General features: G+C 57.1%; 24 protein-coding genes. 12 read left to right on the top strand and 12 right to left on the bottom strand.

Annotation, left to right across the window (positions count from 1 at the left end; all coding sequences use genetic code 11):
- Nucleotides 1-226: 226 nt before the first annotated feature.
- Nucleotides 227-763 (top strand): sterol desaturase family protein, encoded by a 537-nt coding sequence (locus ES815_RS16895; protein WP_142488845.1) that lies wholly within the window; start codon nt 227-229, stop codon nt 761-763.
- On the opposite strand, the gene crtB is transcribed toward ES815_RS16895, so the two are convergent.
- The 6 genes from crtB to ES815_RS16865 form a co-directional block, all read right to left on the bottom strand.
- A complete protein-coding gene (crtB, locus tag ES815_RS16890) occupies nt 702-1,628 on the bottom strand; it encodes a 15-cis-phytoene synthase CrtB (protein WP_142488844.1) in 927 nt (308 codons plus the stop codon). The two genes, ES815_RS16895 and crtB, sit on opposite strands and share 62 nt — an antisense overlap.
- Nucleotides 1,625-3,103: a phytoene desaturase gene (locus ES815_RS16885; RefSeq protein WP_142488843.1), complete on the bottom strand. Its 1,479-nt coding sequence runs from the start codon at nt 3,101-3,103 to the stop codon at nt 1,625-1,627. The genes crtB and ES815_RS16885 overlap by 4 nt, the downstream gene beginning before the upstream one ends.
- The gene (crtY, locus tag ES815_RS16880; protein ID WP_142488842.1) at nt 3,096-4,271 is read right to left on the bottom strand and encodes a lycopene beta-cyclase CrtY; all 1,176 of its coding nucleotides are present in this window, start codon (nt 4,269-4,271) and stop codon (nt 3,096-3,098) included. Before crtY ends, ES815_RS16885 begins: the two co-directional genes overlap by 8 nt.
- Complete coding sequence (gene fni / locus ES815_RS16875; RefSeq protein ID WP_142488841.1) at nt 4,271-5,299, bottom strand: type 2 isopentenyl-diphosphate Delta-isomerase; 1,029 nt, start codon at nt 5,297-5,299, stop codon at nt 4,271-4,273. The genes crtY and fni overlap by 1 nt, the downstream gene beginning before the upstream one ends.
- Nucleotides 5,296-6,216: a polyprenyl synthetase family protein gene (locus ES815_RS16870; RefSeq protein WP_142488840.1), complete on the bottom strand. Its 921-nt coding sequence runs from the start codon at nt 6,214-6,216 to the stop codon at nt 5,296-5,298. Before ES815_RS16870 ends, fni begins: the two co-directional genes overlap by 4 nt.
- A 226-nt stretch (nt 6,217-6,442) precedes the next feature.
- The gene (locus ES815_RS16865) at nt 6,443-7,015 is read right to left on the bottom strand and encodes a DUF2239 family protein (RefSeq protein ID WP_142488839.1); all 573 of its coding nucleotides are present in this window, start codon (nt 7,013-7,015) and stop codon (nt 6,443-6,445) included.
- A 549-nt stretch (nt 7,016-7,564) separates the two neighbouring features.
- Here ES815_RS16865 and ES815_RS16860 point away from each other — a divergent pair.
- The 3 genes from ES815_RS16860 to ES815_RS16850 are packed head-to-tail and all read left to right on the top strand — an operon-like array spanning nt 7,565 to nt 10,398.
- Complete coding sequence (locus ES815_RS16860) at nt 7,565-8,305, top strand: hypothetical protein (protein WP_142488838.1); 741 nt, start codon at nt 7,565-7,567, stop codon at nt 8,303-8,305.
- Nucleotides 8,302-9,978 (top strand): hypothetical protein, encoded by a 1,677-nt coding sequence (locus ES815_RS16855; RefSeq protein ID WP_142488837.1) that lies wholly within the window; start codon nt 8,302-8,304, stop codon nt 9,976-9,978. The genes ES815_RS16860 and ES815_RS16855 overlap by 4 nt, the downstream gene beginning before the upstream one ends.
- 42 nt (nt 9,979-10,020) lie before the next feature.
- Nucleotides 10,021-10,398: a hypothetical protein gene (locus ES815_RS16850; RefSeq protein ID WP_142488836.1), complete on the top strand. Its 378-nt coding sequence runs from the start codon at nt 10,021-10,023 to the stop codon at nt 10,396-10,398.
- Between the two features lie 48 nt (nt 10,399-10,446).
- Here the strand turns inward: ES815_RS16850 and ES815_RS16845 are convergent, their stop codons facing one another.
- On the bottom strand, nt 10,447-10,989 hold the full coding sequence (locus ES815_RS16845) for a TetR/AcrR family transcriptional regulator (protein WP_142488835.1): 543 nt from the start codon (nt 10,987-10,989) through the stop codon (nt 10,447-10,449).
- Between the two features lie 81 nt (nt 10,990-11,070).
- Between ES815_RS16845 and ES815_RS16840 the strand changes: the two genes are divergently transcribed.
- Both ES815_RS16840 and ES815_RS16835 read left to right on the top strand, forming a co-directional pair.
- Nucleotides 11,071-12,288, top strand: a complete 1,218-nt coding sequence (locus ES815_RS16840) for an MFS transporter (protein ID WP_142488834.1) — start codon at nt 11,071-11,073, stop codon at nt 12,286-12,288.
- Nucleotides 12,278-13,090, top strand: coding sequence for a Cof-type HAD-IIB family hydrolase (locus ES815_RS16835; RefSeq protein WP_142488833.1), 813 nt, complete (start codon nt 12,278-12,280; stop codon nt 13,088-13,090). Before ES815_RS16840 ends, ES815_RS16835 begins: the two co-directional genes overlap by 11 nt.
- An 83-nt stretch (nt 13,091-13,173) precedes the next feature.
- Here ES815_RS16835 and ES815_RS16830 read toward each other — a convergent pair whose 3' ends face one another.
- Entirely contained in the window at nt 13,174-14,409 is a 1,236-nt protein-coding gene (locus ES815_RS16830) for an MFS transporter (protein ID WP_142488832.1), read from the bottom strand.
- A gap of 167 nt (nt 14,410-14,576) precedes the next feature.
- On the opposite strand from ES815_RS16830, the gene ES815_RS16825 reads away from it, so the two are divergent.
- The 4 genes from ES815_RS16825 to ES815_RS23760 all read left to right on the top strand — a co-directional run bounded on the left by ES815_RS16825 (nt 14,577) and on the right by ES815_RS23760 (nt 16,916).
- Nucleotides 14,577-15,305 carry a phosphatase PAP2 family protein gene (locus tag ES815_RS16825; RefSeq protein ID WP_142488831.1) on the top strand — a complete coding sequence of 243 codons (729 nt, stop codon included), beginning with the start codon at nt 14,577-14,579 and terminating at the stop codon, nt 15,303-15,305.
- Between the two features lie 7 nt (nt 15,306-15,312).
- The gene (ybjG, locus tag ES815_RS16820) at nt 15,313-15,921 is read left to right on the top strand and encodes an undecaprenyl-diphosphate phosphatase (RefSeq protein WP_142488830.1); all 609 of its coding nucleotides are present in this window, start codon (nt 15,313-15,315) and stop codon (nt 15,919-15,921) included.
- A 67-nt stretch (nt 15,922-15,988) separates the two neighbouring features.
- A complete protein-coding gene (gene deoR / locus ES815_RS16815; protein WP_142488829.1) occupies nt 15,989-16,747 on the top strand; it encodes a DNA-binding transcriptional repressor DeoR in 759 nt (252 codons plus the stop codon).
- A 10-nt stretch (nt 16,748-16,757) separates the two neighbouring features.
- Nucleotides 16,758-16,916: a hypothetical protein gene (locus tag ES815_RS23760; protein ID WP_185902344.1), complete on the top strand. Its 159-nt coding sequence runs from the start codon at nt 16,758-16,760 to the stop codon at nt 16,914-16,916.
- A gap of 42 nt (nt 16,917-16,958) precedes the next feature.
- Here the strand turns inward: ES815_RS23760 and dacC are convergent, their stop codons facing one another.
- The gene (gene dacC, locus ES815_RS16810; RefSeq protein WP_142488828.1) at nt 16,959-18,164 is read right to left on the bottom strand and encodes a serine-type D-Ala-D-Ala carboxypeptidase; all 1,206 of its coding nucleotides are present in this window, start codon (nt 18,162-18,164) and stop codon (nt 16,959-16,961) included.
- Nucleotides 18,165-18,420: 256 nt separating this feature from the next.
- Between dacC and ES815_RS16805 the strand changes: the two genes are divergently transcribed.
- Nucleotides 18,421-19,047, top strand: coding sequence for a glutathione S-transferase family protein (locus ES815_RS16805; RefSeq protein WP_142488827.1), 627 nt, complete (start codon nt 18,421-18,423; stop codon nt 19,045-19,047).
- Here ES815_RS16805 and ES815_RS16800 read toward each other — a convergent pair.
- Nucleotides 19,040-20,167 carry a PQQ-dependent sugar dehydrogenase gene (locus ES815_RS16800; RefSeq protein WP_142488826.1) on the bottom strand — a complete coding sequence of 376 codons (1,128 nt, stop codon included), beginning with the start codon at nt 20,165-20,167 and terminating at the stop codon, nt 19,040-19,042. The genes ES815_RS16805 and ES815_RS16800 overlap by 8 nt on opposite strands.
- A 104-nt stretch (nt 20,168-20,271) precedes the next feature.
- Nucleotides 20,272-20,655, bottom strand: coding sequence for a biofilm formation regulator BssR (bssR, locus tag ES815_RS16795; RefSeq protein ID WP_142488825.1), 384 nt, complete (start codon nt 20,653-20,655; stop codon nt 20,272-20,274).
- 242 nt (nt 20,656-20,897) lie between these two features.
- Here bssR and ES815_RS16790 point away from each other — a divergent pair, with 242 nt between their 5' ends.
- Nucleotides 20,898-21,818, top strand: a complete 921-nt coding sequence (locus ES815_RS16790; RefSeq protein WP_142488824.1) for a LysR family transcriptional regulator — start codon at nt 20,898-20,900, stop codon at nt 21,816-21,818.
- Nucleotides 21,819-21,830: 12 nt separating this feature from the next.
- Here ES815_RS16790 and ES815_RS16785 read toward each other — a convergent pair whose 3' ends face one another.
- A complete protein-coding gene (locus tag ES815_RS16785) occupies nt 21,831-22,004 on the bottom strand; it encodes a glycine cleavage system protein T (RefSeq protein ID WP_142488823.1) in 174 nt (57 codons plus the stop codon).
- Nucleotides 22,005-22,384 lie beyond the last annotated feature (380 nt).

Here is a 22,384-nt window from a genome sequence, read left to right as displayed (position 1 = left end):
ATTCGTGGCGACAGAGGTTTGCTTTCCCCTTAAATCGCCACTCATTCTCCCACCTTAACTTATTGAATTTAACTCAATAAATTGTTTACATTACCCCGTTTACATTAATTTTCCTGTTATCTGCCGTTTCGGCAATAAATCACGCCTCCCTCCCCCCACCCATCCCCCATTTAAGTGTTACGCTTAATAAGTCACCTAAATTTTCCCCCGAGCCCAAGGAGTACCAATGCTCGCGCTATACAACACAGCGATCGTGCTTTTAACCGTTGCCGCCATGGAACTCATCGCCGCTCTTGCACACAAGTACATCATGCACGGCTGGGGTTGGGGATGGCATGAGTCGCATCACGAGCCGCGCACCAGCTGGTTTGAGGTCAACGACCTGTACGCGGTGGTGTTCGCCGTGCTGGCGATTGTGCTGATTGCGCTGGGGTCCTGGGGGATATGGCCGCTACAGTGGATTGGGGCCGGGATGACACTCTACGGCGCGCTCTACTTTATGGTGCATGACGGGCTGGTGCATCAGCGCTGGCCGTTTCGCTATATCCCGCGTCGGGGTTACCTCAAGCGCCTCTATCTGGCGCACCGTCTGCACCACGCGGTACGGGGCAAAGAGGACTGCGTCTCCTTTGGTTTTCTCTATGCCCCGCCGATTGAAAAATTGCAGGCCACCTTACGCCAGCGCAAGGCCCGCCGTGGGGCTAGCGCGGGCGCTGCCAGAGCTGAGGCGGGCGCGGTGACGGCGTCGCAAAACGAGAAGTGAGCGAAAGCAAGGCCCCTTTTAGCAGTAATCCCGACTTCTCCAGACCGCTGGTCCCCTGCCGTGTATCCCAGGCCCGGGGCCCCGCCGCGCCGACCTTCACGCCAATCTCACGATACACCCCGTGCGCCGAGGCAATGGCCCAGGCGGATCGCAGCGGCAGCCCGGCCAGACCTTCCCGGGCAGAGGCATAGTAAGGTTCGGCTTCTGCCACCAGCCGTCGGGCGATATCCGCGAGGGGCGCGCGCATTTTGGGCTGTGCTATCGCCCCCGGGGGAATGTCCGCCTCTGCCAGCCACTGGGCCGGGAGATAACAGCGGCCCACCCGGGCATCCTCGACAATATCCCTGGCGATATTGGTCAACTGAAAGGCGAGGCCTAAATCACAGGCGCGATCGAGCACGGCTTCATCGCGTACCCCCATCACCCTCGCCATCATTAACCCCACCACCCCCGCCACGCGATAGCAGTATTGCAGGGTGTCATCGAAAGTCTCGTAATGCGTCTCGCGTACGTCCATGGCAAAACCGTCAAGGTGATCGTAAGCCAGCTGGAGCGGGATGTTGTGGCCCAGCGCCACCTCCTGAAAGGCGGCAAAGGCGGGCTCACGCATCTCTCCACCTTCCCACGCGCGCAGGGTCTGGCGTTTGAGCATCTCCAGACGCTCCTCTGCCTGGGCGCTGTCCACGGGACTGGCGTTAAATCCCAGCTCCTGGCCGTCGATAACGTCATCGCAGTAGCGGCACCAGGCGTAGAGCATCAGCACGCTACGCCGGGTGGCCGGATCGAAGAGTTTCGCAGCGGTGGCAAAGCTTTTCGAGCCCACGGCTATGGTGTCGGTCGCGTGATCCATCAGGGTGGTGTTCATCGGGAAAGCGCCTCCAGCATCAGCCCTGCCGTGGCTTTGGCCGAACCGATCACCCCGGGAATACCGGCGCCCGGATGGGTGCCCGCCCCGACCAGGTAAAGATTGGGGATCCGGCTGTCGCGATTGTGCGGCCGGAACCAGGCGCTCTGGCGCAGGATCGGTTCGACCGAAAAGGCGGAGCCCAGATGAGCGCCAAGCTGGTCGCGAAAATCGAAGGGAGTGAACATGCGGTGGGTCACCAGCTGGCTGCGCAGACCCGGCATGTAGTGGGCTTCAAGATAATCGAAAATCCTGTCGCGCAGGCGCGGCCCTTCCACAACCCAGTCGAGATCCGCGGTGCCTAAGTGGGGCACCGGGGCTAACACGTAATAACTGCCGCAGCCCGGCGGCGCGAGGGAGGGATCGGTGACGCAGGGGGCGTGCAGGTAGAGGGAGAAATCCTCCGCCAGCGCGTTTTTATTAAAGATATCGTCGATCAGCTCTTTATAGCGCGGCCCGAAACACACCGTGTGGTGGGCAAGATCGTGCTGCTTGTTAAGGCCAAAATAGAGCACAAACAAGGAATTACTCATGCGTTTGCGCTTGAGCGATGTCGCGCGCGCCGCCCCCGCCGGATGATGCCCCAGCAGCTTTTCATAGGTATGCACCACGTCGGCATTGGAGGCCACCGCCGCGGTCGGGATCGTCTGGCCGTCTTTCAGCTCCACGGCGCGAATGCGATCGCCGTCGGCCACCAGCCGGGTCACCTCCGCATTCAGCTGCAACTCCCCGCCGAGATCCTGATAAAGCTTCACCAGCCCCTGCACCAGCGCCCCGGTGCCGCCGCGGGCAAACCAGACGCCCCACTCACGCTCGAGGGCGTGGATCAGGGTATAAATGGACGAGGTGGCAAACGGGTTGCCCCCCACCAGCAGGGAATGAAACGAGAACGCCTGACGCAGCTGTTCATTCTCGATAAAGCGCGAAACCATGCCGTAGACGCTGCGCCAGGCCTGCAAGCGGGCAAGCTGCGGCCCGGCGCGGAGCATATCGCGAAAAGAGAGGAACGGCACCGTGCCGAGCTTGAGATACCCCTCGTTAAACACCGCCCGCGAGTAGGCGTGAAATTTGCGGTAACCCTCCACGTCACGGGGGTTAAAACGTCTTATCTGTTCTTCCAGCCGGGCCTGCACATTGTCGTAATCAAAGACCTCGCCCGTCTCCCAGCACAGGCGATAGAAAGGAGTGACCGGCAGGAGATCGACATAATCCGCCATCCGTTTTCCGGCCAGGGTGAACAGCTCTTCGATGGCGCTGGGATCGGTTATCACCGTCGGCCCGGCGTCAAAGGTGAACCCTTGATCGTGATAAACGTACGCCCGCCCGCCGGGCTTATCCCGCTGCTCCAGCAGGAGTGTGGCAATGCCCTGGGCCTGTAGCCGAATGGCCAGCGCTAATCCGCCAAACCCGGCACCAATAATGACTGTTTTATTCATGGTGAAACGCTCGCATCCGGGGAGTGAGTTTCAGTATGGCGAGCATCGCTTCGCCGACGGGAACCGGGGGCTTACCTGCCAGGATCCGCGCTTTATCGGCCAGGGTCAGTTGCCCGGCGTAAAAGCGGGCAATCAGCCCTTCGTTAAGAGAGTAAAAACGTTGCATCACCTGCCAGCGTTTATCGGCATCCCCCGCCAGAAACAGCATGCGGTTGAGAGTGCGGAAAAAACGCTGCTCCTGCCACTGGCGCAGGGCATAGCGATGAATCACAGAAAAGATCGTGGCCGCGCTGATATCCGCGGTGCCGGCGATGGCCTCGGCCAGCGCCACCGCGTGAGGCAACGAATAGCCGGTGGTGGCATGAAACAGCCCGGCGCGCAGGCCGCTGCACGGCTGCTTATCCCGCGCCTGCCAGTAGGCAGGGAAATCACCCGCCAGCATAATCGGCAGATGGCCCCGCTCTTCGCGGATCAGGCGGTCCAGGCACCAGCCCTGCTGGCGGGCGTAGTCAGCAATGTTTTGCCGCGCGGCGCTGAGGTGCAGCCGGGCGGCGTCAATGTAGTGGGTATCTTCGATCAGCAGTTCGGTGGCGGAAAGCGGCAGGGTATAGACAAAACGATACCCGCCCTGTTGGTTGACCGTGGCGTCCATCAGTATCGGCCGGGTCAGGCCGTGCGGCTGGCGGAGATGCCACTCCTGGCCAAGAAATGACTGGCTGCCGGTGTTGAGGTGCCTGTCCGGCGTGTAGCCCCGGCCATCGATCACCGCGCGGGCCCGGAGCGTGGTGCCGTCGGCGAGCGTCACCGTCTGCGGAGTGAGCGCGGTGACGGCGGCGTCAGTTTGCAGGCTCTCGCCACAGGCGTCGGCCAGCACGGCGGCAAAACGCGCGGAGGTGATGCTGAGGTAGTCCCCGGTAAGGGTCCGGTTCAGGTCGGGAAAGCGCACGTCGTATCCCTGCCAGCGATGTGCCACCAGGGGGGCAATCCACCGGTGCTGCCCGGGGGTAATGTCGCCTTCATGAAACGACCAGGTGTGATTCCCCCCCGGCTGGCTATCGGCCTCGAGAAGCAGCACGCGCAGCCCGGGGCGCTGTTGACGCAACCGTAACGCGATCAGCCCGTTCGCCAGCCCACCGCCCGCCAGGATGATGTCCCACTCGTGCGCCATTACGTCTGCGCCACCAGCGTGGCCTGACGCAGCTGGGCCAGGTTGGCGCTCCCGGTGCAGAAACAGGCGACGCGCAGCTGGTCGATGATCACCTGAAAATGGTCAATGACCGCCTCGCTGGAAAGTAACGCGCTTTGCAGCACCCCGGCCGCCTGCCCCACCAGGCTTGCGCCCAGGCGGATCGCTTTTGCCACCTCGATGCCGTTGGCGATCCCGCCCGAGGCCACAAGCGGCATGTCGGGCAGCGCCTGATGCAGATCCTGTAATGCCGTCGCGGTCGGGATCCCCCAGTCGGCAAAGGCCATCGCCACCGCCCGGCCATGAGCGGTGACGGCGCGTTCGCCCTCAACCGCCGCCCAGCTGGTACCACCGGCTCCGGCGACATCCAGCATCGCCACGCCCGCCGCGGCCAGCTGACGGGCAACCGGTACCGAAAGCCCGCTGCCCACCTCTTTGACCACCACCGGCACATGCAGCGCCTCGACGGTCTGATGAATGGCGTCGATAACCCCGCACCAGTTGCGATCCCCGCCGTGCTGCAGCGCCTCCTGAAGCGGGTTGAGGTGGATAATCAGCGCATCTGCCGCGAGGGCCTCTACGGCGCGTCTGGCATAGTCGATGCCCTGCCGGCCCGCGATTTGCGCGGCACCGAGGTTGGCCATCAGCACCACGTCCGGGGCAAAGGCGCGCAGTTCACGCGTCAGGCCGTAGTTAGCCTCGCTCTCCAGCGCCACGCGCTGGGAGCCAACCCCCATCGCCAGCCCCAGGGCCTGCGCGGCGAGGGCAAGATGTTGATTGATCTGGCTCGCCCGACGGGTACCCCCGGTCATAGAACTGATCAGCAGCGGCGCCTTCAGGGCGCGGCCAAACAGCGAGGTCGAGAGATCAATATCATCAAGATGCAGTTCAGGCAGTGCACAGTGCCCGAACCGCCATTTTTCAAAGCCGCTGGTACACTTTTTTACCCCGGGCGTGCTGTTCAGTACGATATCGAGATGATCGCTTTTACGTTGCGACAGGTTGCTCATTGACACTCCGACAGGGATAACGACAGGCTCTGACTGATAAGCGTCAGCTGTTTTTCAAACCAGACGTGAACATAGTGCCGGGCGGTAGTTCCCGGCTGACAGGCGGTAGCAATATGCTGGTCGGCGCTGCGCACGTGCTCACGCAGGCGCAGGAAAACGCTCTCTGTCCCGAGCACGGCGACCAGCGTCGATTTATCTTTATCCTGATGGGGATCTTTGCCGGTGGCGTGTGAGCCGTCCGTCAGGTCATCTATCAGCTGGAAAGCCTGACCGAGATCGCGGGCGAAAAAGCGCAGACGTTCGCTGACCTGAGGCGGAGCTTCGGCCGCTATGGCCGCCAGTTGCAGGGTGGCATTGAACAGGCTGCTGGTTTTCAACTCATTGGTCAGCTGTATTTCATCCGCATTACGGCTCTGCCGGGCCTCGTTCAGATCGCGAAATTGCCCCTGTACCAGCCCCATATGCCCCACCGATGCTGAAAGCTCAGCAATCGCCCGCGCTTTGGCCTCGTGCGTCAGCGAAGGCGCGCGTGAGATGACGCAAAATGCATGACTCAGCAGCGCCACTGCCGCCAGTATCGCGACGCTTTCGCCATACTGACAGTGAACCGTCGGCCGCCCGCGTCTGAGCATGGCATTGTCCATGCAGGGCATGTCATCCAGAATCAGGGAGGCCACGTGAACCATTTCAATGGCGCAGGCCAGATCCAGAAGGCCTGTCCGCTCAGCTTTGTAGCCCATGTCGGTCGCCGCCAGCAGCAGCAACAGAGGGCGCATGCGCTTGCCGGCGACAAGCGTTGCTTCGCGCATGGCCGCGTAGACCTGGCCCTCCTGCTCTCCCGCAGGCAATAGTTGTTCCAGGCGTCGTTCAAACGCAGACAGCAGCATTTTTACATCATCTTCATGACTAAGGGTCATAGGGGCTTCCCCGGTATATGGTGGCGACTTCCGCAGAAGAGGTAAAAACGCTTGCCGCAGGATGATTTACAAAGCGTAGCGTATCCTTCTGCGTTTTGTTGCCCGCCGGGATAAGAGAAACCGAAAATAGTTATTAATTATATTAAAATCAATAATTTAAAATTATAGCCATGAAGTAAGTTGCACAAAAATTTACATTTGTAGAGATATTAGAACCCCCTTCCCGTCAACCCTGCTGGTGATCCTCTTCTTTGCCAAACGCCAGCCGTAACGCGTACTGGCGAATATCCTGCGGCCAGTTTTTGATACCCGCGGTAAACGCGACCTCATCGTCAGCAAAGAGCGCACGCAGGCTGGCTTCGTAATCAGGCAGATCCCCGGCTATCTCATACATAAAGTGGTAGGCGCGGTCGTGTCGCTGGCGCTTGTTATCCGCCGCGTCACTGGATTTTCGCGCCTGATCGATAAGCCTTCGCAAGGTAGCGGAAGCCCCGCCGGGCTGGGAGGCTAGCCACTCCCAGTGACGCGGCAGCAGCGTCACCTCTTTTGCCGAGACGCCAAGCTTTGGCCTGCCCCGGGTTCTGACGACGCTGCTTTCTGCCAGCTCCGGGTACACCGCCAGAGTGCTGGCAATATCCCCGTGAAGGTGAATATCGAGACGCTTGCCGCTGCGATCGTTAAAAATGAAAACGGTTTCATCCTGAATATTAGCGGACTGGATCTGCTGGATCAGCGCGCTCAGCGTACCGTGCGCAATCTGTTGCTGTCGCCAGAAGGCGGTAAGGGTGATGTTCGCCATGCTGCTACCTTTTTTATCCGGGTAAAAATAGCAACGTACGCGCAGTCGCGCATCCTGTCAATTATACCCGGATATAAATAAGGGTCTGTGGCCTCTGCTGAAGCGGGTAAATTTGACGCGCTGGTGGCATGAATAACGGCGGCAGATATCTGTACGGCTTAAAAATAATTGGCAGATAAAAGAGTAGATCATTTTTCTGTTAAAAATGGACTCTGACCGCATATATCTTCTCGCGGCGGAAAAATTAACTCCCTGCGGTATTTCACTGCCTGCTCTGCTGTATCCCCTTTCGAAGAACTACCAGAAATGGAGATTGACTGATTATTTCAACATGTTAAATTTTTTGAGATTTTTCTCATGGATGAGCATCACGCTTTCTCAAGAGCAGTGGACATATAAATTTTTCCTCCATCAGAATTTGTTTTCGTGGTTTATCGGGCCTTAAGTCAAATTTATAAGCGATCGCGGAAATCCTCCTCATCAATTATCAATGGCAACATTGATAACGTTGCGCATTGATAAAATAACGTACCAAAACGGAATTAACAGATGACTATGTCACGACACAACTTAACCCTACGTAGCTTACTGGTTCTGGCGTTAATTCTTGGGTTAAGTGGCTGCTCTGTTCGTTACGATAAAAACGGCAAAATTCTGTTTAATACCGATCTGGCGAGCGTTCTGGGGAACGAAGTCGGACAGTTCACGCTGGCGGATGGCTCGACAGGGGCATTAAGGGAGCTGAATGGTCGTTATAGCCTGAAGTGGAGCAATCTGATGATTGAGCGCCCGCTGGAGGGCATCAGCTGGGCGAGGATCATCAATCAGTATCACATCGAAGGACATACGTTACTGCTGCTGAAAGTGGCGACGCCGTCCTGCCCGGCACAGTATCGCCTGGTCGATCTGCAAAATACGCGATCCCAGGAGTGGGCCTTCACCGGCGTATGCGATACAGGGCCTGAGATCAACGCCAGCGCGGACAAGCTGCAACTGAATTTCACCACCGACAATCGGGTGGAGCAGTTCAACTGGCAGCATGGCGAGGTTTACCACAGTCGATTCCCCGTTCAGAAACAAAAAACGGTCGTCAGCAACAGCCCTGATAACGTGAGATCGTCCCGTAAAACCAAAGCGCAGCCCGTAGTGAAGCCGGTTAAACGCACGCCGACCAAAACCGTGGATCCACTGCCGCCTAAAGTTGCCCAGCCGGAGCTGAACAATTCAGTGCCTACCGAGATCTATGCTCCAACCAAAACCCGTCAGACCAGCCTGGAGCTTAAGTCATGACCGAGCAGGTTCAGGAAAAGCACTGGCCGCAGGACGGGATCAAGCGTTCGGTCCTCCCCGCATGGCAAAACTGGCTGGTGACGGGCATTACCCTCACCTATCTCATTTGTGAGCTGGCGTTCAACTCCCGCCTGCTGGACCTGGTCGGCAGCGTCTCGACCGCCGATGAAGTTCACAATATGGAGCGCTACGGCCGGACATTAACCGCCATCGCGGCGGCGCTGCTGGCGTTACAGTTCTCGCTGATGGGTATTGTCCGGCTGAAGAAAAAAGGCGTCTGGCTGACGGCGAAAGCCAGCACGGCGCTGGTGCTGTTGATCTGCCTGATCACCGGCACATTAACCTGGCATGCGGTGGAATGGGTGATTGAACGTCAGGTGACGAAGAGCACGGGTGAATTTCGTCAGATGTCCCTGCTGGCGCAGCTCTATCAGCACGCACTAATTGAAGGACAGCAGACGCTGGAAGGCATCCCGCTGGATAGCGGCGGTGGACAGGCACAGACGTGGAACAGTCCCTCAGGGAAGGCGTTTCTGGCAACCTTACCGGTGCTGCTAAGTTCGTCCGATCGCTACCGTAAGTTACTGGAACGCGATGCGGAACAGAATTTACGCGACAACATCAGCGCACAAGAAGGCGGCGTTCGCGGCTACTACGAGGCCTGGATCCAGGCGCGTGGCGAGGTGCATAAACAATTTGTTGCCTATTACAACGATGACATGGATATCAGCGAAACGGTGCGGCTTGAGCAGGCCAGGGCCTGGCAACGGTACGAACGCTCCTTAGAGGCGAAACGCCTGAAAACCTGGAACGTCCCGAGACGTTATTACGCCACCGTAAGAAATCAGGTTCGCGGGCAAGGCGTTCCCGTCGCCAATGACTGGTCGCCGTCAGATCGCACCGGGTTTAATGCCGCGGTGGCGAAAGCCGCCAGGCAGAAATATCTTGCCCAGCGAACCGTGGTCTACCAGGGCGTGACCATCCCTAAACGGCTCGACTGGGGCGTCTTTTTCCGCCTTGACGTAGTGCAGAAAGCGTTACGCGAAAAGCTGCTTCTCCCGGCGAATACGCTTGTTCGTGAGGAGTATCCGCTGAACGATAAGCTGAAGCAGTTCGCCCTTGAGCTTCACACGCCACATCTTAACGAGGCGGTAAAGCAACAATTACCTGAACTGCGCGCGGCAGTATCGAGCTATAGCGCGGGAGGGGTTAATGAAAAGCTGGGTGAAGATGCCGCGCGTGCCGTTATTGTGCCGCCCATTGCGCTGATTTTCTCTCTGGTGGGTGCACTTACGCACCTGGCAAAACTGCTCTATTTAGTGCTCGTTCCCCTGACGGCGACGCTATTAACCCGCCGTTCCTGGCGCCCGGTGCGGTTCCTGAATCACCATCCTTTAGCCTTCCCGGTCGCGTTAATTGCCGTTCTGGTGGTCACGTTCAGCCTCATCAATAACAGCATCACTGAATCAGTGGCCTATAAAAATCTGAAAGATGGGCTGGCGGGCGCGAAAATTACCATCACCGATGAACCCTTACCGCTGAGCGGGGGAGCGGTATTGCGTGTGATGCATGCCGTCAGTATCGGACAAAGCTACAGTTACCCGATCAATCAATATTTGCGTGAACATCTGCTGCAGGGCTTTGATTTCGGGTATGTCACGCGCGAAGAGTGATTCCCGACTGGGAATAAATAATCAATATAAACAAGGTATAATATGAAAAAGTTCATTTTTGTCGCACTTGCCATTCTTCCTCTTGCAAGCTGTACGGTGTATGGCAATAAATCCATCAAAGAGGAAAGCCAGCAAACGGTGGCGGCCAATATCATTAAAGGCAAAACCACCCAGCAAGAAATTATTAACAAATATGGTGAGCCGCAGACACGTGCAATGATTGATGGCAAAGAGACGTGGAGCTACTCGGTAACATCAGGAAAAAGCAGCATCACCAGTTATATCCCGATTGTCTCCATGTTTACCAATGGCGCAACGGCGAACATTAAATCCATGGATATCTGGTTTAAAGGTAACGTGGTCGAAGGCTATAACTTCGTCCAGACTTCCAGCACCGCGTCTACCGGCTTACTGGATTAACCGGCCGAAAGACATGAAGGCCAGCGCAAGCTGGCCTGTTGGTTGATGTTATACCCCCGCAATTCGCCCCACCATAACCCTTAACGCCTCCCGCGAGAGCGGCTGCCTGTCAGTGACAAAATGCAGCGTCATCCCTTCAATAAACGCGTCCAGGGCACGGGCGGTGACCGGATCAAACCACTGCTCCAGCGTCGTCTGGCTGGTTTTCATCCAGTCCTGCATCACGGTTTTTAACGATGCGCTGCGGTTCATAAAGGCATAAAGCTGGTACATCAGCTCCATATTGTGCGGCGTGGTGACCTGGGAGCTGTAAATCAGGGTGACGATCGACTCGCAGGCCATCTCCGGCCCCGTCACCCCGGCAAAGAACTCGCGATACTGCACCGACATCTGCTGCGTAAACCAGGTGAAGGCCTCCTCAAGCAGCGCATCCATCCCGGCAAAATAGTAGGTCATCGACCCCAGCGGCACCCCGGCGCAGCTGGCGATTTTGCGATGAGTGACGGCGTTCAGACCATGCTCTGCGATGGTGTCCAGGGTGGCCTGCAATATCCGTTCCCGCCGTTGCGGATCGTTGGGTCGTCTGTTCATTTTTACCTCAGCGCATTTATGTACAAATGTACACAAACTTGCTAGTGTTGTCTTCTATGTTGTCCTTCTGGTACAGAAACCATGACCGTCATCTCATCGCGCAAAATTCTGCAAAGACGCCTGTGGGCGCTGTTTATGTTCTTCTTTATTCCCGGCCTGTTAATGGCCTCCTGGGCCACGCGCACCCCCGCTATCCGTGACATTCTGTCGGTCTCGACGGCGGAAATGGGCATCGTGTTATTTGGCCTGTCGATAGGCTCGATGAGCGGCATTCTCTGTTCCGCCTGGCTGGTTAAGCGGTTCGGCACGCGGACAGTGATCCGCACCACCATGTGCTGCGCGATTGTGGGTATGATGATGCTCAGCGTTGCGCTGTGGTTCGCCTCCCCGCTGGCGTTTGCCATCGGGCTGACCGTGTTTGGCGGCAGTTTTGGCGCGGCGGAAGTGGCGATTAACGTCGAAGGCGCAACCATCGAGCAGGAGATGAACAAAACCGTACTGCCGATGATGCACGGATTTTACAGCCTTGGCACGCTGGCAGGCGCCGGTATCGGCATGGCCCTGACCGCCTCCGGCATTGCCGCTACGACACATACTCTGCTGGCCGCGCTGGTCTGTATCGCCCCGGTTCTGCTGGGGATCACCGCCATCCCGGATGGCAACGGCAGGAACGTCGCGGGTGAGACTAAAACGGGTGAAAAAGGGCTGCCCTTCTATCGCGATATGCAGCTGATGCTGATTGGCGTGGTGGTGCTGGCGATGGCCTTTGCCGAAGGCTCCGCGAACGACTGGTTGCCGCTGCTGATGGTGGACGGTCACGGATTCAGCCCGACCTCCGGCTCGCTGATTTACGCCGGGTTTACGCTGGGCATGACCGTCGGTCGCTTTACCGGCGGCTGGTTTATTGACCGCTACAGCCGGGTGACGGTGGTCCGTGCCAGCGCCCTGCTGGGTGGTCTGGGCATTGCGTTGATTATTTTTGTCGATGTCGACTGGGTGGCCGGCGTGTCGGTGGTGCTGTGGGGGCTTGGTGCTTCGCTTGGCTTCCCGCTGACCATCTCGGCGGCCAGCGACACCGGCCCGGACGCGCCGACCCGCGTCAGCGTGGTCGCCACCACCGGCTATCTCGCCTTCCTGGTGGGCCCGCCGCTGCTGGGCTTCCTCGGGGAGCATTACGGCTTACGCAGCGCCATGCTGGTGGTATTGGGATTAGTGATGATTGCCGCCCTGGTTGCCAGGGCGGTCGCCAAACCGGATTCGCAGGCTAAATCTGCCATGGAGAATGGATATGAGCGTTAAACTGATTGCAGTTGATATGGATGGCACCTTCCTGAACGATGCGAAGCAGTACAATCGCGCGCGTTTTCTGCGCCAGTACGCGCAGATGAAGGAACAGGGCATACGGTTTGTGGTCGCCAGCGGCAACCAGTACTACCAGCTGATCTCCTTCTTCCCTGAGATCGCCGATGAGATCGCCTTTGTCGCGGAAAACGGCGGCTGGGTGGTGAATGCCGGGCAGGATGTCTACAACGGCGAGCTGACCCAAGCCCAGTTCGCCACCGTGGCGGAGTTTCTCTGCTCGATTCCGGAAGTGGAGGTGATCGCCTGCGGCAAAGGCAGCGCCTATACCCTGAAACACTATGGTGAAACCTTCCATGACCTTGCCGCCAAATATTATCACCGGCTGGAAAAGGTGGACAATTTCGACAACTTCAACGATATCTTCTTTAAGTTTGGCCTGAACGTGCCGGACGATGAGATCCCGCGTATTCAGGCGATGATCCACCAGCAGCTGAGCGACATTATGGTGCCGGTCACCACCGGCCACGGCAGTATTGACCTGATTCTTCCGGGGATCCACAAAGCCAATGGCCTGCGCCTGCTGCAGGAGCTGTGGGGCATCGACAACAGCGAAGTGGTCGCCTTTGGCGACAGCGGGAATGACGTGGAGATGCTGACCCAGGCCGGGTACAGCTTTGCGATGGCAAACGCCCGGGATCACATCAAAGCGGTTGCCCGCTATGAAGCGCCGCACAATAACGACGAAGGGGTGCTGGAGGTGATCGATCGCGTGTTAAACCAGGAAGCCCCATTCAACTAAGCAATGCCCGGCGGCGCGTTGCTTGCACGGGCCTACGGGTTTCGTAGGCCGGGCAAGGCGTAGCCGCCACCCGGCTTGATTGTTTACTCCGGCTGTAACGAACTACCCACCCGCTTGTCTTTCAGGAACACAAACATCAGCCCCAGCCACAGGATGCCGTTCGCCAGGTTGAACAGGCTGAACAGCCCGTTGCCGCCAGAGCTGAAGGCATGTTTGCTGACCTCAATCCCAACGGTAAAGATCAGCATCTGCAACATCCCCATCGCCGCCGATACCGTGCCTTTGCTCATCTCGCTGGCAAACAGCGTCAGGCGCACCAGTCCGGCATTCGCCAGCCCAATACCAAACGCATAGATACTCAGCCCGGCGGTCATCCACAGATAAGCATGAGATGAAACCACTGTCGCCACCGCGGCCACCACCAGCCCAATCACGATGGGCCAGCCGCCCATGATGATTAACGAACGCACGGTGCGGCGTGACGTCAGGCGCGCCAGGACCAGGTTACCCACAATCAGCGCGCCAAAAATGGGCACCTGCAGCAGGCCATACTCGTAGCTACTGAGCTTTTCGCCGCTGATGATGATCACCGGCGACTGGGCGATCCACGCCAGCAGCGGCAGGCAGACGAAACCAATCGCCAGCGACCCCGCCACAAAGCGGACATTCTTCAGCACCAGCTTATAGTCGCGCCCCAGCTCTTTTAGTGAGAGCTTCTCACCGATGCGGGTGGCGGTTTCGGGCATCGCGCGGTACAGACCGTAAAACGAGATCGCTGCCAGCGCCGCAAACAGCACGAACATCCCCTCCCAGGGCGCGACGTGGACCCAGGCGGCCCCCACCAGCGGGCCAAGCAGCGGCGCAATCAGCGCCACGTTAGCCATCAGGGCGGTGATTTTAATGCACACCGCCTCCTCAAAGGACTCCTGGATGGCGGCGTAACCCACCGCGCCGATAAAGCACAGGCTGACCCCCTGTAAAAAACGCAGCACCATAAACTGCTCGATGGTTTGCGCCAGCAGGGTCGCCAGGCAGGTGACGATAAACCACACCACCCCGGTCAGCATCACCGGACGACGGCCAATACGATCCGACAGCGGCCCGAGCAGCCACTGTAAAAACATCCCCCCCGCCAGGTAGGCGGTCATGGAGGTGGGAACCCACTCGATCCCGGCGTTGTACTGTTCCACCACCGCCAGCATGCCGGGCTGGATCATATCGTTTCCGATATAGGTGGAGAATTCGTACAGCACCAGACACAGCGGGAACAGCAGCGCCTGACGCCCCAGGCGCGTGCGGGAAGAAGAACGGTTTAGCATGGAGTCTCAGTATCCGATAAAAAATCGCGCAGAGTGTAATGAAATGGCCGCACCAGAGATAGCAGATTCACGCCGCCTCACAGAAATAAGGCACAAATCGCTGTCGTTTAAGGTTTCCTTAAGTTGCCATCCGTATGCTTGGGGTTTTCCAGTCATTGACCTTAATTATGACACAAATCGTCTCCGCTTCAGAATTGTCTAAGTTAAAGACTTCTAAGACAAAAGCCCTTTACCGCTTACCGGTTCGTTTTTATGGTTACCAGCTGCTAGCGCTGCTGGTTCTGGCCGGGCTTTTTACCTGGCTGGCGCGGGATGAAACGCTCGACAGGCTGCTGACGGGTTACTGGTATGACGCGGCAAGTCAGCACTTTCCGCTGCAGCACAATGCGCTGCTGGATCTGCTCAACCATCGGCTGGCGAAATACCTGACCATTGCCGTGGCGGCGGTCACCCTCCTTTACGGCGCGTTCAGCCGCAACCCGCGATTAGTGACGGCGGCGCTGCTGATGGGGCTGGGCACGGCGGTGGTGGGCATCCTGAAGGCTATCAGCCATCACAGCTGTCCCTGGGATCTGGTGGAGTATGGCGGCAAAGCGCTGGCGTATCCCCTGTTTGACTCAGCACCTCCTGGCAGTGGCCCTGGCCGCTGTTTCCCGGGGGGCCACTCCTCGAGCGGCTTTATGGTGATGGGGCTGTTCTTTGCCTTCTGGCGCGAGCGTCCACGCCTGGCCTGGGGAATGGTAATAGCCGGTGCCGTGCTCGGGTTAGTGATGGGCTATGGCCAGGTGATGCGCGGGGCACATTTCTTCTCTCACAACCTGTGGGCAGGTTGGTGGGTGTGGTTTTCACAGGTGGTGGCCTGGGGCCTGATTTCCACCTGGTTTGCAAAAGAGTAACGAGGATATGTTAGAAAATCTGAACTACGGACTGTTTGAACTGATTAATGCCACACCTGCTTCACCGGAGTGGAGCATCAAACTGGCCATCTTTGTGGCAAAAGACCTGATCAGCATTGTACCGGCGCTGATTGCGATCCTCTGGCTGTGGGGGCCGCGCAAGCAGGTGGGTGCCCAGCGTCAGCTGGTGATTAAAATCGCCATAGCGCTGGTGATAAGCCTGGCGGCGTCGTGGCTGCTGGGTCATCTGTTCCCCCACGACCGCCCGTTTGTCGATCACGTTGGCTATAACTTCCTGCACCACGCCGCGGATGACTCCTTCCCGAGCGATCACGGCACCGCTATTTTCACCTTTGCGCTGGCGTTCCTGCTCTGGCACCGGATCTGGTCAGGCATAGTGTTGATGATGGTGGCCTGCGCCATTGCCTGGTCCCGCGTCTATCTTGGCGTGCACTGGCCGATGGATATGCTGGGCGGGCTGATGGTCGGACTGCTGGGTTGTCTGAGCGCGCAGATCCTGTGGAATCTGTTCGGGCACGCCCTCTATCAACGCCTCTCGCAGCTTTACCGCTTCTGCTTTGCCCTGCCTATACGCAAAGGCTGGATACGTGACTAATTTGGGTTTCACGAGGTAAACTTGAGCCCCCGGCGTAACGGGGGTTCATTTATCGCTCTGAGGACCTATGGAAACACGACGTGACGAACGGCTGGCTCAACTGATCAATGCGCTTAAGCGCAGCGATAAACTGCATCTGAAAGAGGCCGCCGCGCTACTCGGCGTCTCGGAAATGACCATTCGTCGCGACCTGAACAGTGAAAGCGGGCCCGTGGTGCTGCTCGGCGGTTACATTGTCCTCGAACCCCGCAGCGCCAGCCACTATCTGCTGAGTGACCAAAAGACTCGCCTGGTGGAAGAGAAGCGCAAAGCGGCGCGTCTGGCCGCCTCGCTGGTGCAACCCCATCAGACGCTGTTTTTTGACTGTGGCACCACCACGCCGTGGATCATCGAAGCCATCGATAACGACCTGCCGTTCACCGGGGTCTGTTACTCCCTGAATACCTTTCTCGCCCTGCAGGAAAAACCCGCGTGCCGGGTGATCCTCTGCGGCGGCGAGTTTCACGCCAGCAATGCCATCTTTAAGCCGCTCAATCTGCAGGACACCCTCAGCAACCTGTGCCCGGACATCGCCTTTTACTCCGCGGCAGGCGTGCATGTTCGCCAGGGGGCGACCTGCTTTAATCTGGATGAGCTGCCGGTAAAACAGTGGGCAATGAATATGGCGCAGTATCATGTGCTGGTGGTGGATCACAGCAAGATGGGTAAAGTGCGCCCTGCGCGGATGGGGGAGCTGACGTGCTTCGACGCAATCGTCAGCGACTGCCGCCCGGATGAGGCGCTGGTGACTTATGCTAAGGCGCAGCAGATCAAGCTGATGTACTGAGTGCGGTTTATTGCCCGGCGGCGCTACGCTGGCACGGGCCTACGATACCGGGCCGTTTGCTGCCTTGATGCCCGGCGGCGCTGCGCTGGCGCGGGCCTACGATACCGGGCCGTTTGTGGCCTTGATGCCCGGCGGCGCTACGCTGGCACGGGCCTGGGAAACCCCGTAGGCCGGGTAAGGCGAAGCCGCCACCCGGCGATGCACGGAAGCTTTACTTAAACCAGCCGCCAAACCAGTCGTGGAATTTCATCAGCACATAATCCCACATCCGACCGAAGAACCCGCCCTCTTCCACCGCTTCCATCACGATCAATGGACGCTGCTCGATGGATTTGCCGTTCAGCTGGAAGTCGATGGTGCCGACCACCTGGCCTTTTTTCAACGGTGCGGTGAGCTGCTTGTCGGTCAGGGTATAGCTGGCCTTCAGGTTTTTCAGCTGGCCGCGCGGAATGGTGACCGAGCCGCTTTCACCGGCGCCAAGATTGACCTCGCTCTTATCGCCAAACCAGACGCGCTGGCTGACAAAGGTGGCATCCGGCTTGATCGGGGTAACGGTTTCGAAGAAGCGGAAGCCCCAGGTGAGCAGTTTCTCTGACTCATTAAAGCGGATGCGGTCGGTTTTGGTGCCCAGCACCACCGAGATCAGACGCATATCGCCCTGGGTTGCCGAGGCCACCAGGTTGTAGCCGGCGCCGGCGGTGGTGCCGGTCTTCATCCCGTCCACGTTGACGTTGCTGCTCCACAGCAGACGGTTGCGGTTCGGCTGGCGGATCTTGTTGAAGGTAAACTCTTTCTCTTTATGGATCGCGTACTCTTCCGGCACATCATGAATCAGGGCTCTGCCCAGCAGCGCCATATCGCGGGCGGTACTGAACTGGCCCGGCGCATCCAGGCCGTGAACGGTTTTAAAGGTGGTGTTGGTGAGGCCTAATTTCTGCGCATAACCATTCATCAATCCAATGAAAGAGTCCTGACTACCCGCCACGTAATCGGCCAGCGCGATGCAGGCATCATTGCCCGACTGAATGATTACCCCTTTATTCAGATCGGAAACCGCCACCTGATCGCCCGGCTTGAGGAACATCACCGAGGAGCCGCGCAGCGCCGGGTTGCCGGTCGCCCAGGCGTCTTTGCCGATGGTGACCATGTCGTTGAGCTTGATCTTACCCGCTTTCAGCGCCTGCCCTACCACGTAGCTGGTCATGATTTTGGTCAGGCTGGCAGGGTCGAGTTTTTCATCTGCATTGCCTTCTGCCAGCACTTTGCCGCTGGCATAGTCCATCAATATCCAGGCACGGGCATCAACAGGCGGAGCCTCTGGCGCCGCCTGTTCCGCTGCGTACAGCGAAGGTGCAAAAAGGACCAGCAGCGCAGAACCTGCCACCAGACCGCGTAAAGAAAAAGTGTTTCGCATCATAATGCCACCCGAGTTTCCATTCCAAAAATCACGTCACATCGCCGTGCCGCAAGAAGCGATGAGTAATAACGCACTAAAGCCTTAAAAAAAACCAAAAGCTGGTAAAGTTTTTAAAGTTTATGCAATAACAACCCGATACGCTTTGACCACATCGATTTTTTTCGCATCTGTTGCGTATTGGTTAGGTTTATCTCACCATGTGAAGCCATCAACAAGGATCTCATCCAGATATCGGCTTTAATTATAAGGGGTTATTATGATTACTTTGTGGGGCAGGAACAATTCGACCAACGTGAAAAAGGTAATCTGGACGCTGGAAGAGCTGGATTTACCCTTTAAGCAGATCATGGCGGGACTGGAACACGGGGTAAATAAAGAGGCCGAGTATCTGGCGATGAACCCCAACGGCCTCGTGCCGCTGCTGCGCGATGATGAAACCGACCTCACGCTGTGGGAATCGAACGCCATTGTGCGCTATCTCGCGGCGCAGTACGGCCAGAACCGTCTGTGGATCGATGAGCCTGCGAAGCGTGCCGTCGGCGAAAAGTGGATGGACTGGGCCAACCAGACCCTCTCCCCTGCCCATCGGGTGATTTTGATGGGGCTGGTGAGAACGCCGGAAGCCGAGCGTAACTATGCGGCCATTGACGCCGCCAAAGCCACCTGCGAGTCGCTGTTTGCCATGATGGATGAGGCCCTGGCGACACAGCCGTGGTTCTCGGGCAACGACTTTGGCGTGGGTGATATCGCCGTCGCGCCTTTTGTCTGGAACCTGACCAACGTTGGCCTGGCGTGGGCGCCCCGTCCGCATCTGGAGCGCTGGCTGGCGAACCTGACCGAGCGCCCGGCCTACCGCAACGTGGTGATGATCCCGGTCACCTGATCGACTCTTTGGACGGGCTGACTTTTAACAGCTGCCCGTCTGTTTCATCGGTCAGCACGTATAAATAGCCATCCGGCCCGACCCGCACGTCGCGAACCCGCTGGTTACGGTCGCCGAGGATCCTTCCCTCCTCGGTGACGCTATTGCCGCTGACGTTGAGCACTATCACATCCTTGTCCTTCAGCGCGCCAATAAACAGCTTGTTCTTCCACTGGGGGAAAACGTCGCTGTTATAAAAAGCCATCCCGCTCAACGCCGGAGATTGCTTCCAGACAAACAGCGGCGGCTCGGTTCCGGCGGCGGTTTCCCCTTTTGCTTCGGGGATCGGCAATCCGCTGTAGTTAATGCCGTGCGTCGCCAGCGGCCAGCCGTAGTTCTTGCCCCTCTCCGGAATGTTGATTTCGTCCCCACCGCGCGGCCCGTGCTCATTGAGCCACAGGGTATTGCTCCACGGGTTCATCGCCATTCCCTGCGGATTACGGATACCGTAAGACCAGATTTCCGGGCGCGCCTGTTTATTGTTCACAAAGGGGTTATCGTCCGGCACCGCGCCCTGATCGGTCAGGCGCACCACTTTGCCCTGTAACTTATCCAGATCCTGGGCGGTCGGGCGCTGGTTATTCTCACCTAACCCGATAAACAGATAGCCTTTGCCGTCGAACACCAGCCTGCCGCCAAAGTGATTGCCGGTCGAGAGTTTAGGCTGCTGGCGGAAGACCACCTTAAAGGCCTCCAGCCGGGTATTGTCGTCGCTCAGGCGGCCATACCCCACCGCCGTGCCCGCTTTCCCGTCGTCGCCCGCTTCGGCATAGCTCAGCCAGACCCGGCGGGAAGTCGCAAAGTCGGGTGCCAGCGCCACGTCGAGCAATCCACCCTGTCCGCTGTCCCAGACCTTCGGCACGCCAACAATGGGATCCGAGAGCCCTTTGCCCGCCTGCCAGCGCTTAAGCTGCCCGCCTTTCAGAGTGATCAGCATGCCCTGATCCTGCGGCAGAAACGCCAGGGCCCAGGGGTGGTCGAGTTTATTTTGCAGCACTGCAACCTTCACTTCAGCGGGTGCAGCACACAGTGAGGCGGAGATGAGTAACAATGGCAGGGAAATAAGCGAGGATCGACGCATTACGCACTCCTTTTCGACGTATGCCTTAAAGGTAGTCACTCAGCGCAGGGGCGTTGATACTTTTACAAAAGCTTAATCAGATGGGGGAGTTGCCTCCCCCGGGATCAGCTCTGAATCAGCGGTGCATGCGATTTCAGATACTGGATGCAGAGAGTGAGATCGTTCAGACAGTTTTCCAGCTTCTCTGCGTTGACGGCGATGAACGTCGGGCAATCGTGGTTGCCGGTCATCATACAGACGCCTGCGGTGGTGAGCGATCCGGCGGCGCGATAGAGCATTGCCTGCTCCTCGGCATTGCAATGCGCTCGCAGTTCCGGCGCTTTTTCACGCATGTAAGTACAAAGTTCAAAGAAGTTGTCACGCAGATGGTCGCTTTCGCTGACTGACATATACCCCTTCGCTTTCCTTAACTGCAGATAGGCCGCGAGATCAATTCGGGCATTAATCATCTTGTTAAGAAGATCGCGTTTCAGTCTGTCAACGGACATGCTTTTTCCCCCCTTGTCAGCTTAATCACACCTTCAGATTATGTCTATTTTTTGTGCAATTTAATGCGTCAGGTCAATAATTAGCGACGCATTAACAAAATTTACAATGTTAAAACAGCGCCCGAAAAGCACAGCGAGAAGGCAGGCGTTCAGGCTGGGCATAAAATCATGCTTCTCCCTCACCGCGCGGATTGCGAAGCCTGCTATTTTTGAGAGGGTTAGGGCGTGGAGACAGAGGGCGTATGCCAGCGATGCCGGTGTCAGAAAAGATTATCTCGTTAAACCGGATCGACCTGAATCTGCTGACCATTTTTTGCCTGATTTACAGCGTCGGCAGTATCTCGAAAGTGGCCGATATGCTGGATATTTCCGCCTCAGCCGTCAGCCAGTCGCTGCGCAAACTGCGGGAACAGATGGGGGATAACCTGTTTGTCCGCAGCGGCAACACGCTGTTACCCACCGTGTATGCGGATGAACTGTACGACAACATCCTGCCGATCATCGATAAGCTCGCCACTCTGCTCCTCCTCTCTTCCCGCATCAAAAAGCGAAGACTCACCCTCTACACCGAGTCCTTTGTCTCGCCGTTAGTGGTGCCGGAACTGACGCAGAAGATTGTCGGGATGAACGCGGATGTCAGCCTGCTGCACCGCACCGCCGAGCTTAACGAAGCGAAGATCACCGAGCTGCTGAACATGCGCCAGGCGGATGTGGTGTTCTCCACCTTTTCTGTTGAGAGCAGTAATATTTCTTGCCAGAAGATGAGTGATATGACGCTGGTGTTGATTGCTGCAAAAGATAATCCTCTTTATGAGAATACGGTAACGGAGGAGATGTTCAGGGATGCCAATCTGGTGGGTTACAACACCAAAAACGAGAAGATTATTTATCATCGCAGCATCGTGGATAAAAAATTCCGCTCCAGCGAGCGCTGTCTGCTGACCACCTCTTTCGCCTCCATTTTACTGATTGTGTCTACCACCGACTGCCTGGGCATTATCCCGGAAAAAGTCTTTGCGACCTATTCCGGGATGTATCAGCTGAAAAAACTGGATACGCCATTTACGTTGCCACAATTCAGTATCTATTCGTCCTGCCGGAAAGAGACCAATAAAATGCTCTTTTCCCTGTTGGCCGATTTTTACGCCAGTAAACCGGCATGACGTCCGGGGCGATCAGTATTTTTTCGCTTTGTGCTTACCGAACTCAACGTCATCGGCAATTTTCAGGTCAGTGACTAATCTGGACTGTGAAAGCCCGGTGGCAACAGATATGTGCGCCAGCTCGACGCCATAGATGTGAAGGGTTTTGGCCATTTCTAATTTGGATTGCAGATAGATATCTCTCATTACGTACCTCACTTTAGTTATCGACGAGGTGAAAGATAGGTTATCTGTTTAGCGTATCCAATAAGGGGCCCTTAAAGCCGGGATAAGTAATTCTAAACAGTGTAGATCCAGGCATCTTTTTTGGCTAACTCATTAATTTTATTTGCTTTTAAAATCTTTTCTGCCAGTGAGTCACGTTAAACAAAACCCTTGCCGAGCGTGATGACTGCTTGTTAAATGTGCTGGCCCTACCTTTACTCTTTGTATCATGGATTTGATCCCCAACAATCAGAAGGAGGCGAAATCAGCCGAATACTGATCGATATAAATGAGATTTTATTCATTTTGACTAATAAAGGTGAAATATAGAGGCCAGGGAGTATTGATAAAATCTAACGATT

Source organism: Leclercia adecarboxylata (assembly GCF_006874705.1).
GTDB lineage: Bacteria > Pseudomonadota > Gammaproteobacteria > Enterobacterales > Enterobacteriaceae > Enterobacter > Enterobacter adecarboxylatus_C.
The sequence above is the reverse complement of the archived record's forward strand: the minus strand, read 5'-3'. Positions and strand labels throughout refer to the sequence as shown.

What these genes read in the sequence shown, in the direction of transcription:
- ybjG (WP_142488830.1), top strand. Translation starts at nt 15,313, where the DNA reads ATGTTAGAAAATCTGAACTACGGACTGTTTGAACTGATTAATGCCACA.
- dacC (WP_142488828.1), bottom strand. Translation starts at nt 18,164, where the DNA reads ATGATGCGAAACACTTTTTCTTTACGCGGTCTGGTGGCAGGTTCTGCG.
- deoR (WP_142488829.1), top strand. Translation starts at nt 15,989, where the DNA reads ATGGAAACACGACGTGACGAACGGCTGGCTCAACTGATCAATGCGCTT.
- ES815_RS16845 (WP_142488835.1), bottom strand. Translation starts at nt 10,989, where the DNA reads ATGAACAGACGACCCAACGATCCGCAACGGCGGGAACGGATATTGCAG.
- ES815_RS16840 (WP_142488834.1), top strand. Translation starts at nt 11,071, where the DNA reads ATGACCGTCATCTCATCGCGCAAAATTCTGCAAAGACGCCTGTGGGCG.
- ES815_RS16835 (WP_142488833.1), top strand. Translation starts at nt 12,278, where the DNA reads ATGAGCGTTAAACTGATTGCAGTTGATATGGATGGCACCTTCCTGAAC.
- ES815_RS16870 (WP_142488840.1), bottom strand. Translation starts at nt 6,216, where the DNA reads ATGACCCTTAGTCATGAAGATGATGTAAAAATGCTGCTGTCTGCGTTT.
- ES815_RS16885 (WP_142488843.1), bottom strand. Translation starts at nt 3,103, where the DNA reads ATGAATAAAACAGTCATTATTGGTGCCGGGTTTGGCGGATTAGCGCTG.
- bssR (WP_142488825.1), bottom strand. Translation starts at nt 20,655, where the DNA reads ATGTCCGTTGACAGACTGAAACGCGATCTTCTTAACAAGATGATTAAT.
- ES815_RS16865 (WP_142488839.1), bottom strand. Translation starts at nt 7,015, where the DNA reads ATGGCGAACATCACCCTTACCGCCTTCTGGCGACAGCAACAGATTGCG.
- fni (WP_142488841.1), bottom strand. Translation starts at nt 5,299, where the DNA reads ATGAGCAACCTGTCGCAACGTAAAAGCGATCATCTCGATATCGTACTG.
- ES815_RS16825 (WP_142488831.1), top strand. Translation starts at nt 14,577, where the DNA reads ATGACACAAATCGTCTCCGCTTCAGAATTGTCTAAGTTAAAGACTTCT.
- ES815_RS16805 (WP_142488827.1), top strand. Translation starts at nt 18,421, where the DNA reads ATGATTACTTTGTGGGGCAGGAACAATTCGACCAACGTGAAAAAGGTA.
- ES815_RS16800 (WP_142488826.1), bottom strand. Translation starts at nt 20,167, where the DNA reads ATGCGTCGATCCTCGCTTATTTCCCTGCCATTGTTACTCATCTCCGCC.
- ES815_RS16790 (WP_142488824.1), top strand. Translation starts at nt 20,898, where the DNA reads ATGCCAGCGATGCCGGTGTCAGAAAAGATTATCTCGTTAAACCGGATC.
- ES815_RS16785 (WP_142488823.1), bottom strand. Translation starts at nt 22,004, where the DNA reads ATGAGAGATATCTATCTGCAATCCAAATTAGAAATGGCCAAAACCCTT.
- ES815_RS16895 (WP_142488845.1), top strand. Translation starts at nt 227, where the DNA reads ATGCTCGCGCTATACAACACAGCGATCGTGCTTTTAACCGTTGCCGCC.
- ES815_RS16855 (WP_142488837.1), top strand. Translation starts at nt 8,302, where the DNA reads ATGACCGAGCAGGTTCAGGAAAAGCACTGGCCGCAGGACGGGATCAAG.
- crtY (WP_142488842.1), bottom strand. Translation starts at nt 4,271, where the DNA reads ATGGCGCACGAGTGGGACATCATCCTGGCGGGCGGTGGGCTGGCGAAC.
- ES815_RS16830 (WP_142488832.1), bottom strand. Translation starts at nt 14,409, where the DNA reads ATGCTAAACCGTTCTTCTTCCCGCACGCGCCTGGGGCGTCAGGCGCTG.
- crtB (WP_142488844.1), bottom strand. Translation starts at nt 1,628, where the DNA reads ATGAACACCACCCTGATGGATCACGCGACCGACACCATAGCCGTGGGC.
- ES815_RS16850 (WP_142488836.1), top strand. Translation starts at nt 10,021, where the DNA reads ATGAAAAAGTTCATTTTTGTCGCACTTGCCATTCTTCCTCTTGCAAGC.
- ES815_RS16860 (WP_142488838.1), top strand. Translation starts at nt 7,565, where the DNA reads ATGACTATGTCACGACACAACTTAACCCTACGTAGCTTACTGGTTCTG.